This is a genomic window from Paenibacillus ehimensis NBRC 15659, from assembly GCF_004000785.1.
GTDB lineage: Bacteria > Bacillota > Bacilli > Paenibacillales > NBRC-103111 > Paenibacillus_G > Paenibacillus_G ehimensis.
Window position 1 is genome coordinate 41,531 of record NZ_BILX01000001.1, and the last position, 17,691, is coordinate 59,221.

The 17,691-nt window shown below is 53.3% G+C and carries 18 protein-coding genes; 9 read left to right on the forward strand and 9 right to left on the reverse strand.

Annotated features, from left to right (window positions below):
* Window positions 1-61: 61 nt before the first annotated feature.
* The 5 genes from PEH01S_RS00180 to PEH01S_RS00200 are packed head-to-tail and all read right to left on the reverse strand — an operon-like array spanning window position 62 to window position 2,425.
* On the reverse strand, window positions 62-403 hold the full coding sequence (locus tag PEH01S_RS00180; protein WP_127483529.1) for a cupin domain-containing protein: 342 nt from the start codon (window positions 401-403) through the stop codon (window positions 62-64).
* Between the two features lie 6 nt (window positions 404-409).
* On the reverse strand, window positions 410-1,210 hold the full coding sequence (locus tag PEH01S_RS00185) for a methyltransferase domain-containing protein (protein ID WP_025850894.1): 801 nt from the start codon (window positions 1,208-1,210) through the stop codon (window positions 410-412).
* A gap of 8 nt (window positions 1,211-1,218) precedes the next feature.
* On the reverse strand, window positions 1,219-1,413 hold the full coding sequence (locus PEH01S_RS00190; protein ID WP_025850893.1) for a hypothetical protein: 195 nt from the start codon (window positions 1,411-1,413) through the stop codon (window positions 1,219-1,221).
* 25 nt (window positions 1,414-1,438) lie between these two features.
* Window positions 1,439-1,855, reverse strand: a complete 417-nt coding sequence (locus PEH01S_RS00195; RefSeq protein WP_127483530.1) for a GNAT family N-acetyltransferase — start codon at window positions 1,853-1,855, stop codon at window positions 1,439-1,441.
* Between the two features lie 24 nt (window positions 1,856-1,879).
* Entirely contained in the window at window positions 1,880-2,425 is a 546-nt protein-coding gene (locus PEH01S_RS00200; RefSeq protein WP_127483531.1) for a GrpB family protein, read from the reverse strand.
* Window positions 2,426-2,646: 221 nt separating this feature from the next.
* Between PEH01S_RS00200 and PEH01S_RS00205 the strand changes: the two genes are divergently transcribed.
* The 3 genes from PEH01S_RS00205 to PEH01S_RS00215 all read left to right on the forward strand — a co-directional run bounded on the left by PEH01S_RS00205 (window position 2,647) and on the right by PEH01S_RS00215 (window position 4,604).
* Window positions 2,647-3,189 (forward strand): DUF1697 domain-containing protein, encoded by a 543-nt coding sequence (locus tag PEH01S_RS00205; RefSeq protein ID WP_127483532.1) that lies wholly within the window; start codon window positions 2,647-2,649, stop codon window positions 3,187-3,189.
* A 120-nt stretch (window positions 3,190-3,309) separates the two neighbouring features.
* Entirely contained in the window at window positions 3,310-4,305 is a 996-nt protein-coding gene (locus tag PEH01S_RS00210) for a helix-turn-helix transcriptional regulator (protein ID WP_025850889.1), read from the forward strand.
* Complete coding sequence (locus PEH01S_RS00215) at window positions 4,305-4,604, forward strand: putative quinol monooxygenase (protein WP_025850888.1); 300 nt, start codon at window positions 4,305-4,307, stop codon at window positions 4,602-4,604. The genes PEH01S_RS00210 and PEH01S_RS00215 overlap by 1 nt, the downstream gene beginning before the upstream one ends.
* A 120-nt stretch (window positions 4,605-4,724) precedes the next feature.
* On the opposite strand, the gene PEH01S_RS00220 is transcribed toward PEH01S_RS00215, so the two are convergent.
* From PEH01S_RS00220 to PEH01S_RS00235, 4 genes are all read right to left on the reverse strand, one after another.
* Window positions 4,725-6,179 (reverse strand): ABC transporter substrate-binding protein, encoded by a 1,455-nt coding sequence (locus PEH01S_RS00220; RefSeq protein WP_127483533.1) that lies wholly within the window; start codon window positions 6,177-6,179, stop codon window positions 4,725-4,727.
* 30 nt (window positions 6,180-6,209) lie between these two features.
* A complete protein-coding gene (locus tag PEH01S_RS00225) occupies window positions 6,210-7,355 on the reverse strand; it encodes a DUF4179 domain-containing protein (protein WP_127483534.1) in 1,146 nt (381 codons plus the stop codon).
* Window positions 7,330-7,926, reverse strand: coding sequence for an RNA polymerase sigma factor (locus PEH01S_RS00230; protein ID WP_127483535.1), 597 nt, complete (start codon window positions 7,924-7,926; stop codon window positions 7,330-7,332). The genes PEH01S_RS00225 and PEH01S_RS00230 overlap by 26 nt, the downstream gene beginning before the upstream one ends.
* A 148-nt stretch (window positions 7,927-8,074) precedes the next feature.
* Window positions 8,075-9,145 carry an FUSC family protein gene (locus PEH01S_RS00235; RefSeq protein ID WP_127483536.1) on the reverse strand — a complete coding sequence of 357 codons (1,071 nt, stop codon included), beginning with the start codon at window positions 9,143-9,145 and terminating at the stop codon, window positions 8,075-8,077.
* A 160-nt stretch (window positions 9,146-9,305) separates the two neighbouring features.
* Here PEH01S_RS00235 and PEH01S_RS00240 point away from each other — a divergent pair, with 160 nt between their 5' ends.
* From PEH01S_RS00240 to PEH01S_RS00265, 6 genes are all read left to right on the forward strand, one after another.
* Window positions 9,306-10,214, forward strand: a complete 909-nt coding sequence (locus PEH01S_RS00240) for a stalk domain-containing protein (protein WP_127483537.1) — start codon at window positions 9,306-9,308, stop codon at window positions 10,212-10,214.
* A 228-nt stretch (window positions 10,215-10,442) separates the two neighbouring features.
* Complete coding sequence (locus PEH01S_RS00245; RefSeq protein ID WP_174807083.1) at window positions 10,443-11,381, forward strand: carbohydrate ABC transporter permease; 939 nt, start codon at window positions 10,443-10,445, stop codon at window positions 11,379-11,381.
* A 16-nt stretch (window positions 11,382-11,397) separates the two neighbouring features.
* The gene (locus PEH01S_RS00250; RefSeq protein ID WP_025850881.1) at window positions 11,398-12,234 is read left to right on the forward strand and encodes a carbohydrate ABC transporter permease; all 837 of its coding nucleotides are present in this window, start codon (window positions 11,398-11,400) and stop codon (window positions 12,232-12,234) included.
* Window positions 12,235-12,346: 112 nt separating this feature from the next.
* Entirely contained in the window at window positions 12,347-13,690 is a 1,344-nt protein-coding gene (locus PEH01S_RS00255; RefSeq protein ID WP_025850880.1) for an ABC transporter substrate-binding protein, read from the forward strand.
* A 599-nt stretch (window positions 13,691-14,289) separates the two neighbouring features.
* Window positions 14,290-15,993, forward strand: coding sequence for a sensor histidine kinase (locus PEH01S_RS00260; RefSeq protein WP_127483539.1), 1,704 nt, complete (start codon window positions 14,290-14,292; stop codon window positions 15,991-15,993).
* Between the two features lie 32 nt (window positions 15,994-16,025).
* Window positions 16,026-17,621 (forward strand): response regulator, encoded by a 1,596-nt coding sequence (locus PEH01S_RS00265; RefSeq protein WP_127483540.1) that lies wholly within the window; start codon window positions 16,026-16,028, stop codon window positions 17,619-17,621.
* Window positions 17,622-17,691 lie beyond the last annotated feature (70 nt).

Below are 17,691 nucleotides of genomic sequence, written 5' to 3' on the forward strand. Positions count from 1 at the left end.
CTGTCTTCCAACACCCGTCCCCAAAAACCGCATGGGTTCCTCCATTAATATTGTTTTCAGGTTAAACAAACACGGTATCGGCGTCCGTATGCTCGAAGCACAGATTAACCGTCCGCACCTCCGACCTTGTCCGGTGAACGACGCCGGCCGGGATGGTAATGGAGTCGTTGGCTTTCAAAGACACGGTGTCGCGGTCTTGGAAATCGATGAACAGTTCGCCCTCCAGCACGATAAACAGCTCGTCGGAGGCCGGGTGATAATGCCATTGGTATTCGCCGGTGAATACGGCCAGCCGAAGGCAGCTTTCGTTAACGGTACTGACGACCACGTTGCGGTATTGCTCTTTGACGCTGCCGCTTAATTGCGACAGATTAACAACTTCGAATCCTTGGTTTGTTTTCATGGCGTATCATCCTTTGCTATTTGTAGGGTAGGCTATGATTTTTTTTCGGGCGATGAGGTGGGTGAACACTGCAATATCTCTATAAGGACTAAGATGTCCTAATTCGAATTCCAGTTTCATAGCCCGGCGATGCCATTCTTCCTGCCGCTTGATTTCATTATCGGCAATGTACCCGTAAATATTATGGATGCCGCAACGGTCCAGAACCTCGTAGCCCGCTTCCTGAAGCCATTGCTGCAGCTGTTCATAGGGATACGTGGTGATATCCGTTTGAATCACGCTGCTGTATTCCTGATCGCTTTCGAGGCTGTGCAAGGCTTCCTCAGGATCTTTAACAATAACCGCTTTCTTCATTACTTTCCCTACAGGGTTATGAGCGATGAGCGATAAATAACCGCGTCCGTTCTGCTTAGAGCCGATTCGCTTGAGCAAGTCTCCGGGCTCCTCCACATATTCCAGGACGTTATGGCAAAATATCCAGTCATACCGTCCCGGCAAGGCAAGCTCCTCTTGAAACGTGGATACCCTGTAATCGATACTCAGATGATTGTCCGACGCGGATTGCTTGGCGAATTCGATCATTTCCGGCGTAGGGTCGATTCCCGTTACCCGGTTCCCTCTTCTGGCGTACTCCGAACTGGTGATGCCGAATCCGGACCCGATATCCAGTATCGATTGTCCGGAGGCTTCGAGAAAACGGTCGATTTGATGCCAGGCAGTCGCATAGAACAACTGTCCCCAAGGCATCCGGGTATAGGCTAAGTAGGACTGGATCGATTTGGAGAATGATGCGGTCTTGGAAGCCATAGGATATATCACCCCTTTAGGTACGTTGGATTAATAGCCGAACAGTTCTTGTCCTCGTTGATTAGCATGTTGTAATCGATCCATTTGTCCAGCGTCTCTTCATCCGTTAGAAGAACAGCGCTGGACAGTGTTTTTGGGGTACCCGAATCCTTTGACACGATGGCAGCTGGAATGGAGTGGGCGATTAGCTTGGCTTTCCCCATGTTCCCGCCTCCTCAACGTTACCTGCTACAAAGTCTTCTTTAAAAAGTATTTCTTGCACCCCTGGACCGGGAAATCCTCCAGAGTCCCGAACACCTCGAAACCGTGTTTCGAGTAAAAATCCGGAGCCTGGAAACTGAAGGTGTCCAAATAAATGAACTTTACATCCTGCCGCCTTCCGGCCTGTTCGATCTCTTGAAGCAACCGCGATCCCAGTCCCAATTTACGCGAGCCTTCATCTACCCATAGCATTTCAATAAAAATCCCTTCACCGAACCGACGGCTAAACAGCCCGCCGATGATCTCTTGGCTACCGTTTTTGACAACGAAGTTTATGAATTCGAAGGAAGCGTCCACGTTCTTGAGATTGTAGGCTAGCAGTTGATTCCGGACGAACCCGTATTCGTCGGACCCGCTGTCAACCCTTTCCAAATGGTAGTTCATCGTTTTTCTCCTCCGTTTTGTGTTTTATAGATCGCTTTTTCCGGGCTTCCATCCTGTTTCTTGAGACCAGAAGTGCGCTTGCTGCAAAATGCTCCAAATCACGGGGGCTTTCCCGTCCACGTATTTCTCCCGCTCATTCCGGTATAGCTCCATTAAACGATGCTTCTCCTTGACATAGGCCGTACAGGCTTCGGGATGAGCGCGCAAATAGTCTCGAAAGAGGAGAGTCAGCTGCTCGGACCAACTGCCATGTTCCCTGACATGGATGTGGGTTCTTTTCGTTCCCGGGCGTTCTCTGAAGTAGGCTTTGGACTTGTCAGGGTTATCCTCGCGATGAAGGAAGCCCGCACTTTCCAACTGCGGCTTGTAAGTCTCTAGGGATGCAAGCTGCTTCACCGAAATTTGAATATCGATAACCGGCTTCGCGTCGATCCCCTTCACGGAAGTGGACCCGACATGGTCAATTCGTATGGCGGCGTCTCCCAAGGCTTGTCTTATGCGCTCGCCGATGGTTTTGAACTCGGCAGGCCACGAATCGTTGTAAGGTAAGATGATAACCGGGTCTTTCATAATTCACCTCGCGCTGTTCCGTTTAAGTGACTTCCCAGTTAGTATAGCAAAATTTGGCTTGCCGCGAAAAAACAACACAGCATTGGCGATTGTCCGTCATGGACCTCATCGCGCCACTCCTGAAAAAGATACTCAAACGTGTACAGCGAAGGTATACTAAGAATTAGCATTTCACGTCGGAACGCCTGGCTTGATATTGAAACTGCAGAGAAGGTGGCAAAATGACGATTTATATCGCGCTGCTTCGGGGAATTAATGTGAGCGGACACAATAAGATCAAGATGGCCGAACTGAAGCGCGCGCTGGAAGCGATGGGCCTGCACCGGGTCCAGACGTATATTCAAAGCGGCAACGTCCTGTTCGAATCGGAAGAGGGCCCGGAAACGCTGCGCCAACGGATCGAAGAGGAGATTCGAGCGGTTTTTGGCATTTCGATCACCGTTGTGTTAAGAACGGCCGGGGAACTGGAGCGAATCGTCGCGGAATGCCGTTATGCGAATATTCCCTTGACGGAAGGCGAGAGCATCCACGTTTCCATATGGACCGAAGCGCCGCCGCAGAAGGTGGTTGACCTGTTGTCCGCCAGCGAACGCGATATCGATGAATATCACATCCATGGGCGCGAGATTTACTTCTTGTTCCGTCAAAGCATACTCGATTCCAAGCTGGCGAAACATTTGCACAAGCTGGGCGATACGGCGACAACGCGCAATTGGAATACGATGAACAAGCTGGCCGCGCTGGCGAAGGCGATGCAGGCTTAACGGGAAACTTCCTCCCGGAAAAGAAAGAATGGCCGAGCTCGAATGACTGACCGTTTCTGTCAGGGATCTGAAATTATACTTATGATGAGGGGAAAAGCTCCGCGAAAGAAGGTTTGGGCCATGACGAAAGCGGACAACATGTTAGCGATCCTCTGGATGCTGCGCTCGGGCAAGCGGATGACCGCCAAGCAGCTGGCGGAGGAGCTGGAAATTCACGTGCGGACGGTCTACCGCTGCATCGATTCTCTATGCGCCAGCGGGGTGCCGATCGTCGCGGAATCCGGTCCAAACGGCGGCTACAGCATCCTGAGCCGTTTCGCCGATTCCCCGCTCGTTTTCGATGCCGAGGAGCAGAAGGGACTGATTCACGCTGCGATTTTCGCCAAGGAGGCGGGGTACCCTTACTCGGACGCTTTGGCCCGGGCGGTGGACAAGCTCAAGCGCTACGCGAACGAGAAGCAGCTGGACCGGCTTGAGCGCCACAGCGGCGGTTTGTCGGTCATTTATCCGCCCACCGACGGCGGGTATCAAGCTTATCTGCAAATGCTGGAGGAGGCGGCCGGACAGGGGCGGACGCTGGAAATGGAATATGACCGGGGCAAGGGGGCGGCCTCTCCTCCGCGGCTGTTCGATCCTTACGGCATTGTCTTCTGGAAAGGGAGCTGGTATGCGGTCGGGCATTGCGGTTACCGGGGGGAGATACGGAGCTTCCGTGTGGACCGCATACGCGGGCTGCGGGAGACCGAGGGACGCTTCGAGCGTCCGGCCGGGTTCTCCGCCAAGGATCATCTGCTCGGCAATCTGCTTCCCGATCCGTCCGGGCCCGCGGAGTTCGAGACCGTGCGTATCAAGGCCCAGGAACAGGTGCTGAACGAGCTGTGCCGGCATTGGCTGTTCGGTCATGCGCTTATGGAGCGAAGGCCCGAAGAGGCCGTATTCCGCTTGGAACGTTCGACACTGCAGACGTACGTGCCTTATTTTTTGATGCCGTACAGTACGGCATTGCACATTGAGTCCGAGCTGCTTCTCCGGAAAATGACGGAAGCCGGCGCCCGCATACTCGCGCATTACGAAGCGATGTTATCCGGTCAGACAAGTAGAAAGGGAGATGAATGATGAGTAAATACGCCATGTTCGGAAAAATGACGGCCCATCCGGGAAAACGGGAAGAGCTTGCGAAGATGATGCTGGAAGCCGATACGCTGAACGAAATGGAGGGCTGCATCTATTACATCCTGCATGAGGCCGAAGACGATCCGGACGTTCTGTGGATCACGGAGCTGTGGGAGAGCCAGGAGGCGCATGCCGCATCGCTGAAGAACGAAAAAGTGCGCGAGCTCATTGGGCGCTGCCGGCATTTGATCGCGGAGGTCGGCGGCGTAAAGGTCCGGCCGATCGGCGGAAAAGGGTTTTGAATGCCCGGAGGGCCGCGATCTTATCAATGAAAAATGAGTCCCTTGCCAACGCATCGCCGGCGGGACTCATTTTTATGTGCATTCGATTCGGTTACATCCGAGGTTCCAGAACGTCGCCGGTTAGCCGGATTTCCGACCTTCAGCCTCCTGTGCTTGCTTGGCCCTGATATAGATTTCCTGCCCTTTAGCCTGTATTGTCCGGAGCGCTTCGTCGACCGATTTCTTGCCGTCGATGACCGCTTGAATCTCGATCCCCGCCATTTCGCCATAGGGATCGTGGAATTCAGGCGGTATTTTCTCGTCTCCATTCATTAGGCCGCTATCGCTCATGTACAGCATATAGAAAGGCTCCAAGCTGCGCCCGTCCCGCTCCTTCACATAAGCTGTTCGCGAAAGAAAGCCGAAATTTTCCGTTTTGGACAGCAATCTGGCCATCTCGTCGCTGTTCACGTATTTGACAAGCTCCCAGGCCGCTCTCGGGCTGGAACTGTTTGCATTGACGGCGAAAATTTCACTAACGTCAAATGAACTCGAAGCATCGGGGTTTTTCGGATCGACCGGCACGGTGACGACATCCCAATTGACGGGAGCGACGTCCTTGAGCTTTTCTTTGGCTTGCAGGATGTTGCCGATCATATAAGGCGATTCAATGGTCATTGCAATTTTACCGGTCACGAATAGATCCTGCTTCAACCGTTCTTCTTCCGAATTGGCCGATGCCGGCATTTCTCCGGTCTGTCCCGTATAGACCGCACCCGATTTCAAAGCTGCCGCGGCCAACGAAAGCGCATGTTTCCAGCCCTCGGTCTGGAGGGTCACCCCTTTATCCGGGTCTATATCGGACATTCCGCTGGTTGCTCCAATTTGTCTCATCAGATAATAATGGAGCGCTTTATTTTCTGATCCGTAAACGGACCAATCGGCAGAGTTTCTGGCAAATCCGTAGATGCGTTTGTCCCCCTGTCCGTCCTTCGGGAACCGCTGGGCGAGCTGCAGCACTTCTTCCCAGCTCATCTTATTCTTCGGCAGCGGCACGCCGTACTGCTCGAATAAATCCTTGTTATAGAACAACGCCTGACTATAGAAATACGGAGCCAAACCGTAAATATTGCCATCGCCTTTCGATTTGATCAGCTCCATTACGCTCGGCACGATATTCTCCGTATCGAATTTATCCTGCCGAATGACTTCATCAAGCTTATAAAGCTTTCCGTCATTTGCCCATTCCTTAAACAAGTCGGGCGAGTGAAATACAAGAACATCCGGCTTCTCTTCGTCAATCAGCTTCTGGAATTCCTTCTTCATGTCCTTGCCTGGGCCGCTTATGTCATGCGTTTCTACAACTTGCACCTCTATGTTCGGATATTTCGCCGAGAATAGATTGCCGTATTGATTGAAAAAGGCGTTTTTGTCGTAATAAACAACTTTAATACTGGCTTTTTCGTCTTTGCCCAGTTCTTTTAACGTCTTGGTGCCCTTCCCTTCGTCGGAGCCGGCCGGGTTGCCGGAATTGCAGCCCGCCGCCAGCACGGATAAAGCCAACCCCACAGTTAAACCTGTACGACCTAGTTTCATTGCCCTCATCCTTTTCCAAAAGTAGACTCCTTAAAAAATCCGATCGTATTCTTCGAACCCTAGATGATAAAATTGTCCCTTTGCATTATGGAGACCTACCACGGTCGGCGCGCCGTTTTTGATAAAATAAACGACGGACATCATTTTCGGATCCTTGGTCGCTTTATAGCCTTCCAGATCGATTTTCAATAATTGCTTGGCTTGAACCATTGCGTTTTTCAGCAATTCGGCTTCGCTGTATCCGTTTATTTTATCGGCTACTTTAGGGATTTCATCTACTTTATCCTGCAGATCGCCAGCCACCACTTTAACGATTCTGTTCGTCCCTTGTTCTACTACAACTCCCACCGGAAACTTATCGGAAGCTGCAAAATGAAGCTGATACACCTCTTTGCCGTCTTGACTTACAAGACTTGGATTATCCAAAGGACCTTTCCGCAAGCCTTCCAGACCGTCGCCTGCAAATATGGACTCGGCCGCCTTCAGCGCCGCCTGATCTACTTCTTCATTCGCAAGGCTCCTGACCACCCTGTGAAGCTTGCCGTTCTCGAGTTCGATGAACGTATTATGAACGCGGGTGTTCAGATAGACGGCGCCGCTTTTTATGGGATAGTCTGCCGGAAGGCCGTATTGAACCGAGATTCCCACGATGTCGACTTGCGTATTTTGGCCGGGGAATAGCTGCTGAAGAGCCGCTTCCATCTCTTTTTTATAGGAGTCCTTCAAATCGCTCCACTTGACGTTCATTAAGATATCTTTGGCTTCACCGTTTGAATTCAACATGATCTGACTGTATTCCGTGCCTTCCGCCTTATAGACCATGCCTGAATCTTCACCCATGCTCCAAGGTTCGGCCTGGTTGAACGTATAGGTCTTGCCCGTGAGGTCTTCCGCCAGCTTGACGACGCTGTTCACCAGCGGAATGCCCTTCAATGCTTCCGCCATAGCCGGTGAAACCAGAGCGCTGCCGATGATCCCGACTCCCATGATCGCTGCCGCCGAGGTGACAAAGAAAACTTTTTTCATCAGCTTACTTTTGTTATTTCCCCTTCTCTGCTCGTCGAGCCTGCTCATAATTTTGTCGCTGAAGCTGTTCACCGGCATCTCCAGATTTTGAATCGTACGCCGGGCGTGAGATAAGTTCCAGGTATCAGGTTCGTTTGGCCATTTCTCCATGGGACACCCCCCCTTCATACTTTTTTTGCTTGGTCAATTTTTTTCGAAGCCGTGCATACTTCTGGCGCAGCGTTGCCGGTTTGCAATCCATGATCTGGCCTATTTCTTCGAAGCTGTATTGCTCGACCACTTTGAGCAGCAGAATATTTCTCTCTTCCCGGTTAAGATGCGTGAGCAATTCATGAACGGCTTGTTCCGTGTTGTCATAAGATGAAAACAATAATGACTGCCGCTCACGGTAGAGCGATACCAGCTGCTGCCAACGGCTCTGCTTTCGAATTTGATCCAAGCAATGATAATAGGCAATTTTGTAGAGCCACCTGGAGAAGGGGGCTTGCTTCTCGTAGCGGTCTATATTTTGATAGGCCTTGATGAATATATCCTGCGTGGCGTCTTCCGCTCCTTCGCGGCTTTTTAGTATGCAATAGCAGTAGGTATATATTTTCTTTTCAAATTCGCGAATAATGAAGGCGTACGCTTGTTTGTCACCCGATTTCACCTGATCTATGGCGGATTCGATGACTTCCGAGTTATATGCAATCTTTTCAGCCCCGGGGCTTGGCCGTTCCAAAGTATCGCCTCCTTATGTATTGCCGTCTACATAATATAAAACGAAATGAAAAAACCGTTTCGTGACGTGAACCAAAATTCTCCCTTTAAAGAATTTCAGACGACAAAAAACCCTCTTACAGAGCATCTTCTGCAAAAGGGCCGCTCGCTTACTTCTTAGTAATCCACGACGACACGGATTCCAGCAGCTCATTTTCCTTGTCCTCCGCGCCGCGGTCGAACTGCTCGACCAGCTTGTTCAGCCTGCCGGTTTGGTAGCCGTAGTCGTACATGGCCGCAGCTACGATCGAGAGGCGCAGGTCGCCGTCGCTGGCATCGGCGTAGCGGCTCATGAGCTGCTTCAGGAAGCGCTCGTTCTCCACCTCGATGACTGCGGATTCGGAAATGTCCGCTTTCAGCTTATTCTCGAATTTCAAGAGCACGTGCTCGTGGAACTTGATCAGCTTCTCCAGATGGCGGTCGAACTCCCGGTCGATCTCCGGCGTACGGGTCGCTTGAAAATAATGCTCCTCCACGGCTTCCAGCACTTCCATCCCTTTGTGCAGCGTGTGCAGCATTTGCTTGTAGACGACCAAATGCCGGGCCTCGCTAAATTTGGCGCGCTTGAGCTTATGCAGCTCTTCTTCGAACAGGGTGTACTTGTCCGTCAGCGACTTGAGGGCTCCTTCCAACGCCTGCTTTTCGTCGCGGAATACGCTTTCCTTGATTTCGTCCGAAATGACCGTGCGCAGCAGCAGAGACATTTTGAAGAAAATCGATTCGATCTGCTTCACGAACTGCACTCTGGGGCGGGGAGGGAAGAACGTAATGTTGATCAAAAATGCGGAGCCGATTCCGATTAAGCTCAGCAAAAACCGGTTGAGCGCGAAATCCCACTGCCCGGACGCTTCCATGACAGCAATGACGGTTACCAGCGTCAGCCCGACGGTTTCCTCCATTTTGAGTTTGAGGCAGATCATTATGGCAAGGATGCAGACAATGCCGACCGCAACCGGGTCGTTCGAGAAAATCATACCGGCCACCAGGGCCAGCACGGCGCCGAGTGTATTCGTTTGCAGCTGTTCGAGGAAATAACGCCACGACCGGTAAATAGAGGGCTGCATCGCAAAAATTGCAGCGACTCCGGCGATGACGGGCGGCGTGTATCCGACCAAGACGCTAATATACAGTGCCAGGGTAACCGCAATCCCCGTTTTCAGCACGCGGGCTCCGAACGTCACAGTCACCCCTCCTTTAATAAATAGTATTCACGACTATCTTACACGGAATCCGGGCTTGTTGGCAAAATGAAAAAATATAGAAAAAAATGAAACATTCGTCGTATAAGTTCCGTCTTAAGGTTGTACAAATTATTCCATAATTGGAGAGGAGTTTGGCAGGGTGAAGAAACTCATTGTCGGTCTTACGGTAGGGATGATGCTTGGGTCGGCTGCGACGGCATTTGCAGCGGAAGATATCGGTAAAGAAATCAAGGCGGTTTTTGCGAAGTTCAATTTCAAAATCAATGGTGTGGAAACTCCGTTGGAGACGAGCCCGCTTGTGTATGAGGGGACGGCTTATTTGCCGGTCCGCGAGGTAGGGAAATTAACTGGCTACACCGTGTCGTATAAAGAAGACACCCAAACGATTGAACTGACCAATGTGACAAACACGACATATGCGCTCCCCGTGAAAACCGAAACCGCGAAGCCTCAAGATCCTGTAACGGAGAAACCGCAAAGCCCGGAAGCTGAGAAAACGGCGAAAGCCGACACCCAGTTGAACGAAGACTACTATTTTTCTCTAATGGATTTGACGGAGGTTTTAGAGAAAAAGAACTACAGAGTCGGCGGCGGAGGCGGTTTGGGGGATAAAACTACAATTCTGATCAACGATAAAGAGTATAAATTAACCACGGTGATAGCGAACGGCCATATTAATGTGGACATCAGTCCTCTCATCGATGCGAAACTTATTACTCTGGAAGAAGCGAAGACCCTTTCCGAAGAAGTCAGAAAGGAAAGAGAGAAGGCTCAAGACTTAGGAATTGATTGGGAAAAAGACGTCAATAAAGCTCATTTAGTGCAGTTCCATGACCTGTACGGCGCGATTGCGAAAAAATACAAAAGCAACACGGGAATCGATTTGGAAGGCAGCTGGACTTATCATAACGGCTACGAAGGCAGGATTAAGTTCAATGGAAAAGAATACAAATTAAAAGCAGGTCCCAAAGAAATCGTAGATATGACGCCTTTAATCGAAGCAAATGTCATCACCTTGGAAGAAGTGAAAAACTTTAAGAAGAAGTAATCTTCTTTAATTGTTCCGATGCAGGACAATTCAGGTTGAATCTCAACCCGGATTGTCCTTTTTGCTATGCCCGACGTCGAATAAAATCGCCCGCTTCGCTCCTTCTAATCCTGCCTGCATGGTAAAAATTTTGCACAACTCGGTCAGAATCGTCCGCAGCGCGGGGAGAGGAGCCTCTTATATAGTAAGAATCAACAATAGTTTTGTTCACTTACAGGGGTGATGACGATGGAGACAAACAAGCTTGCGAACCGGAAGGCGGGCGGCGCGGCCAAATCCAGATGGAACAATTCGAAGAAGGAAGCGCTGGTCGGCTGGCTGTTTCTGGCTCCCGAATTTGTGGGGATCGTGCTGCTTTACGTATTTCCGGTCTTGTTCTCGCTGTATCTCAGCTTCAGCGAATGGAACCTGGTCGGGGGCATTTCTTCCATTAAATTTGTCGGACTCGAGAACTTTGCGAAGCTCTTCGATGACGAGAAAGTGCTGATGGCGCTCAAAAACAACTTGATTTACACGGTGCTCACGGTGCCGGTCGGCATGCTGCTCGCCTTGATTCTCGCCGTGCTTATTCATTCGCGCGTCTACGGGAAAAGCTATTTTAAGGTCGCTTTCTTCATCCCGTACATTTCGTCGCTCGTCGCGCTTGGCGCGGTATGGAGCGCGCTGTACCATCCTTCGAAAGGGCCAATCAACCAGTTTCTGATGAGCCTCGGCATCACGGACCCGCCCAAATGGCTGGCGGATTCCAACTACTCGCTGCTCTCGATCATTATTATTGCGATCTGGGCCGGCATCGGCTACCAGATTGTCATTTACTTGGCGGGCTTGACGAACATTCCCGAAGAAATGTACGAAGCGGCCAGTATCGACGGCGCCTCGCCTTGGCATAAGTTTACGAAGATTACGCTGCCGCTGCTCGGGCCGACGACGTCCTTTTTGTTCATCACGCTGCTGATGTCGTCGTTCAAGGTGTTCGACCTTGTCGCCTTCATGACCGGCGGGGGACCGAACGATTCTTCGACGGTGATCGTCTTCCGGATCTACGAGGAAGGCTTCCGCAACTTCAAGATGGGCTACGCTTCCGCGATTTCCTGGCTCCTGTTCGCGATTGTCGGACTGGCGACACTTGCCACTTGGCAGCTCCAGAAACGCAAAGTACATTACTAGAGAGGAGTAGAAGGGTATGCCTGCACGAAAATTCGATCTCACCAAATGGCTCCTGACGATCCTTCTCGGAGCGTTCTCCGTGTTGTTCCTGGTTCCGCTGATCTGGATGATCTCGGCCGCCTCGAAGTTCGAGAAGGACGTCATGGAGTTCCCGATCCGCTGGATTCCGCAGGATTGGAACTTTATCGGCAACTTTCAAGAGGTGTGGCTGGGCAAGGTGCCGTTTTATCTCTTTTACTTGAACTCGCTCAAGCTGGCGCTGATCATGACGGCGTGCACGATCTTCTTCTCGTCGATGGCGGCGTTCGCGTTCACGAAGCTGCGCTTCAAGGGCCGGGATCTCGCCTTCGGCGTGCTGCTGACGTTCATGGTCATTCCCGAGCAGGCGACGCTCGTGCCGCGCTATCTTCTGATGAAATGGCTGCATATGTACAACACGCACGCAGGCATGGTTCTGATGGGCATGTTCTCGATCTACTTCACGTTTTTGCTCAGACAGTTTATGATGGGGATTCACAGCGATTTTATCGAGGCGGCCAAAATCGACGGCGCGGGCTATTTCAAAACGTACTGGAGCATCATCCTGCCGCTCTGTAAGCCGATTCTGGCGACGGTCGGCATCATCAAGTTCATCTGGACGTGGAACGATTACCAGACGCCGCTTATTTTTCTGATCAATAAAAGTTTGTACACCATCCCGCTGGGGATGCAGATGTTCAAGGACGAATTCGCCGACAACTACGCGGTGATCATGATGGCTTCGCTCTCCGCGATCCTGCCGCTGCTGATTATTTTCATCGTGCTCCAGAAGCAGGTCATTAACGGCATCTCGCTCGGCGGGGTGAAGGGATAAAGGTCAAAATATTGCACGGGACAGGCAAAAATTAGACACATCGTTTTGGACGGGAAAGCTTTAGAATGCAGCTATAGAGACCTACATCATCATGACCCGAGGGGGAGTTCACATGAAGAAAACAAGCGCGTTGCTGTTGAGCGGGGCGGTACTTGCGGTTTCCGTACTGAGCGGCTGCGGCCAAGGGGCGGAGAAGCAGGAAGCGTCAGGCGAGGGCGGTCAGAAGAACGTTACGCTGAAATATTACAACTGGGACAACGAGGTCATGGGGGCGACGACGAAAGCGCTCATCGACCAGTTCCAGGCGAAATACCCGAACATCAAGGTCGAGTCCGTGCCGCTCGTGCCGGGCAACTCGGTAGAGACGCTCAAGAAACTGGACGTGACGATGTCCTCCGGCGAGCAGATCGACCTGGTGCTGTTCCCGAGCATCGACGAGACGCTGGCCCGCGCGGCGCAAGGCGTGCTGGCTCCTCTGGACGATATGTACGCTAAAGAGAACGTGAAGCCGGAAGATGAGTACTACGTCAATCCGAAGTACAAAGGCAAAAACTACGCCGCGATGTACCAGCGCAGCAACTGGATCGTCCTGCTGAACCAGAAGGCGCTTGATGAAGCGAAGCTGCCGGTGCCGGAGCTCGGCTGGACCTGGGACGACTTCCGCGAATACGCGAAGAAGCTGACCAAAGGCGAGGGCAACAACAAACGGTATGGGGCTTACTTCCATAACTGGGGCGATTACGCCAACCCGATTCTGTTCAACGAGAAGCGGAATCCGTTCCTGAAGGAAGACGGTACGACCCAATTCGACGATCCGTCGATGCTTTCGTTCTTCAACCTCCGCCGCGCGATGGAGAAAGAAGACAAGTCCACGACGCCGTTCGCCGACGTCGTAGGCGCGAAGCTGGCGTACCGGACGGAATTCTTCAACGAAAAAGCGGCGATGCTCGTTACGGGCAGTTGGATGGTTGCCGACTCGGCGGACGTGCAGAAGTATCCGCATAACTTCAAAGTGGCGTTCGCGCCGGTGCCGCGCTCCTCGAAGGATGCGGAGCTCGGTCAAACGAGCATCGGCGGACAGTTCATTTCCGTTGCTGCCGGTTCGAAGTATAAAGACGAAGCATATCAATTCATCCGTTTCGTAACGACGAATACGTCGGATGCGAGGAAGGAATTGTCCGGCTGGAAGAAGGCCGACGACAAGAAAATCATCGAAGGCACGATCGCGAAAAGCAAAGATCTCTTCAACACCGAATCGCTTGACAAAGCGCTGTTCGACAAACGCATCCACGCGCCGGCTCCGTCCGAGGTCGTTGCGCCGTATGCGCCGCAGCTGAAAAAAGTGCTCGAAGACGGGTTCAGCTCGTTCATTCTGGACGGCAAGTCTGCCGAGGACGCCCAGAAGCAAATGGTCGAGCAGGCGAACAAAATCATCAAAGAGAACAGCAAAAAGTAGTCAAGGAAAGGGGCGCCGCAGGGCGTCCTTTCTTTGCGCCACGACGAATCGGGCGGACTCGCGATGGGCATACCGTTAGCGTGCGAGGGAGCGTCGGGAAGACCGGCTGCCGCTGTACAGCGGGCAGTCCGAGTGGAGCGAGGGCGGAGAAACGAACGTCCGCCGCGCAGAGCCGCAACGGAGGAAGGCGGGACGTACGCTGAGCGGGAGCTCTCCTGTGGCCAAGGCTGCTGCGCCTGCAGAGTCCGGTTTGCACCAGCGTTAGAGGGTATGACAGGAAGCGCACGGAGGCCGCGGCGGGCTTTTCCGGGCACGGTCGCTAAAAATAGCGCATCGCAGATGCGTTAATGAACGCGAAACGGACGATAAAGCAGGAATAAAGCATCCTGGGTGAGTTATATGGGCAAAATGGGCTGCACCAAATCAAATTCGACATGGATAACGAACGTACGTTCCTCTATTTGCTCAAGCCGTTGGAACCGCGCAGGATAGCGGCAGATCCGTTCCTTTATTTTTTGCTTAGTCGAAGCAAACGTCTTGGGTCGGCGCAGGACCGGTGATACAATGGGGACAGGAAAGAGAGGGGAGCTTTCGACACCATGAACAGCATGTTTCAATTTTCCTACTACCGGCGTATTCAGCTCTCGTTTCTGAGTCTCATTTTGCTGCCGATCGTCATCGTGTCCGTATTTTTGCTGTCTATGACGCGGGATGCGGTGATGGAGAAAATTCGCCTCACCAACCAGTCGGTTGTCGACGTGATGGCGAAGGATATTACGAAGACGATCGACGATCTGACGTATGCGTCGAATTTTTTCATACAAGATCCGAGCGCGAGGGCTCAGCTTCGCAGCTTCACCGATACCCGGCAAATCGCCAGCTTTGCCGATTACCAGAGACAGCAGCACATTCAGGACTTTTTCGGTCTGGTGCTGGCGAAGACGCTCAATACGGATATCCGGATGTTTCTGGTTAACGGCCAGGGCTTCATCATCCCGTCCAGCGAGCCGGATCAGCTGGCTCCGTTCCGCCAGCACTGGGAGCAGCTTCAGTCTCAGGTCGACCTCGATACGCCGAAGCGGCTTCAGTGGCTGAGCCGCGTCCAGACCGAGGGAGGCAAGGGCGAGCCCGTTTATTACGCGGCCAGAGTGATCCGGGACCCGGCGGACAACGCTTATTTGGCTACGCTCTACATCGGCATTACGAATCCGTACTTCGAGAAGCTGTTCCGGCAGGCGGCCTCCGGCACCTTTGCGTTATACGACGAGGAAGGACGGCTTATCGCGGGGGACGCTTCCGTCCTGTTCGGCGGCGGAGGCGCGTCCGACCAAACGCTGCGGAGCGAAGCCGTGCTGTCCAAGACCGGCTGGAAAATGATTTATGAGACGTCCGACCAAGAAGTGACCGGGCAAATTTATAAAATCTTTTATATCGCCATGCTGTTCGTCGTTCCGTTCTTTGCGCTGTTCTTCATCGTGTCGCTGCTGCTGGCCAAGCGGCTGCACCGGCCGATTCAGAAGCTGGATTTTATGGCTAAGCAGTTCAGTCAGGGAAACCGGCTGATCCGGTTTCAGGGCAAGGGCAAGGACGAGATTGCCCAGCTCGGACAGACGTGGAACCGGATGCTCGACGAGATCGAGCAGCTCATCACGAACATTGAGCAGGAGCAGGAGCAGAAGCGCGTCATCGAGCTGCAGGCGTTGTTCGCGCAAATCCGGCCGCATTTTTTGATCAATACGCTTAATTCGATCAAATGCAGCCTGATTCTGGGCGGCGACCGGCTGCACAGCCGCCAGATCGATTCGCTGATGAGCCTGCTGCGGGCGTATATGAAGGTGAACGAGCCGACCTCCTTGGCCGCGGAATGCAAGCTGCTTGAGCATTATATGGACATTATGCGGCTGCGCAGCGAGCTGCACGTCGAGCTGAGGGTAACGTTGGCTCCCGAGGCGGCCGAATTCGAGGTGCCGAAGCTGCTGCTGCAGCCGATTGTCGAAAATGCGCTGCTGCATGGGTTTGCCGAAAAACTGGACGATGCGAGAATCGACATCGAGGCCGAAAGGCTGGGCTCGCGCCTCGAAATCCGGGTAACGGATAACGGCGAGGGGATGCCGGACGCGGAGCGGGAGGCGCTGAACCGGATGCTGGAGGGGCCCGAGACGGATAAACCGCAGACATACCGGCGGGTCGGATTGATCAACGTGCTGCAGCGTCTTCGGCTGACGTACGGGCCGGATGCGACGATGAAGCTTCAGGCGAATCCGTCCGGGGGCTTGACCGTTATTTTGAATATGCGAGCCTGACGGGCGACAATGGACAACGGGAGAGGATAGTCATGTACAAAGTCCTGATCATCGACGATGATGTGCCGATGCTGAAATATTTGAAGCAGCTGATCGATTGGAACGCGCTCGGCCTGCAGATCGTCGCGGATACGTACTCCAGCGTCAAGGCGCTGCGGCTGTTCGACGAGCTCCGGCCGGATCTCGTCGTGTCGGATATCGGCCTGCCTCAAATGGACGGGCTTGAGCTGGCTTCGGAAATGCTGCGGCGGCGGCCGGAGGTGCGGGTCATTTTTTTGACGTGCCATGAAGACTTCCACTATGCGCAGAAGGCGCTCAAGCTGAGCGTCGACGACTACTTGATCAAGGACGAGCTGACGGCCGAGCAGCTGGCGCAAAGCTTGGAGAAGTCCGTGAGGCTCCTGCGCGCGGCGAAAGCGCAGACGGAGCAGCTGACGTACCGCGAGGATTGGAGCCGTCATGCCAATGTGCTGCGGGATTCGTTTTTCAAGCAGCTGCTGCGCGGCGGAGATGCCGCTTATTTGACCGATTCCGCCGGGCGGCTCGGCCTCGTCTGGGATCAGCCGTCATTTCTGCTGGCGCTCGGCTATGTGTCGTATTACGACGTGCTCTCGCGCTATGCGCACAAGGACCTGCCGCTCATCCGTTACGGCGTCGCGAATATTGCCGCCGAGCTGGCGGGCGAGTTCGAAGGCATCACGACCTTCAACGACGACGAAGGGCTCGCCGTGCTGCTCAATTACCGGCCTTCGTTGAAATGGAACGCGCAGGAGCATTTGCTGGCATTTTTGGCGAAGCTGCAGGCCAAATGCAAAGAATTTCTCGGCGTAGGCACGACGTTCTTCGCCAGCTCCAGTGCGGACAAGCTGGCGGTTACGGAGATCGGCGCGGCTCACCGCCGCATGGCGGCAGAGCGTTACGCCGCTTTCTACACGGAGCATCCGGTGACCGTGCTGCCTGCGGCCGGCTTGCCGCAAGCGTATCATCCGGGAGCCGGAGGGTTCGAGCAGGAGTACGCCGAATTGTCGCAGGCGGTCCGGGATCACGACGAGGCGCTGCTGGAGAAAGCGCTGGCGGGCATTCGTCGTTCCGCGCTGGAGCTGCGGCCGGAACCGGCGTCATTTGTCCATCAGTGCGCGGACAGGCTGCGGCTCGTCGAGCTCCAGTACCGGGCGTTCAGCGGCGAGACGCTGTACGCCTGCCTGCAGCAGACGCTCACGCTCGGCGACGCGCTCGGGCTGATGGGGCTGAAGCTGCGGCAGATCATGAACGGCCGACGGCTCGGGGAGCCGCAGACGAGCAAGGAGCCGAAGCTGCAGACGATCGACCAGTACATCGCGCAGCATTTGGCGGAGACGATCACCTCGATCGATATTGCAACGCATTTGTATTTGAACCCGAGCTATTTTTCCCGGTACTTTAAGAAGCTCTCCGGCGAAAATTTCACGGACTACGTCCACCGGTACAAGATGAAGATCGCCGCCGATCTGCTGGAGAAGACGAAGGATTCCATCGAGGTCGTCGCGCTGCGCTGCGGTTATTCGGACCGGACGTACTTCTCCAAGGTGTTCAAAAAATACATCGGTGTCACGCCCGGAGAGTACAAGTCAAGGTCCGGCGCGATGTAGCGGACGCGAACGGAACAAACATCAGACGAGAGGAAGATCGAACGTGACGACTCATGCCGACGACAGAGAC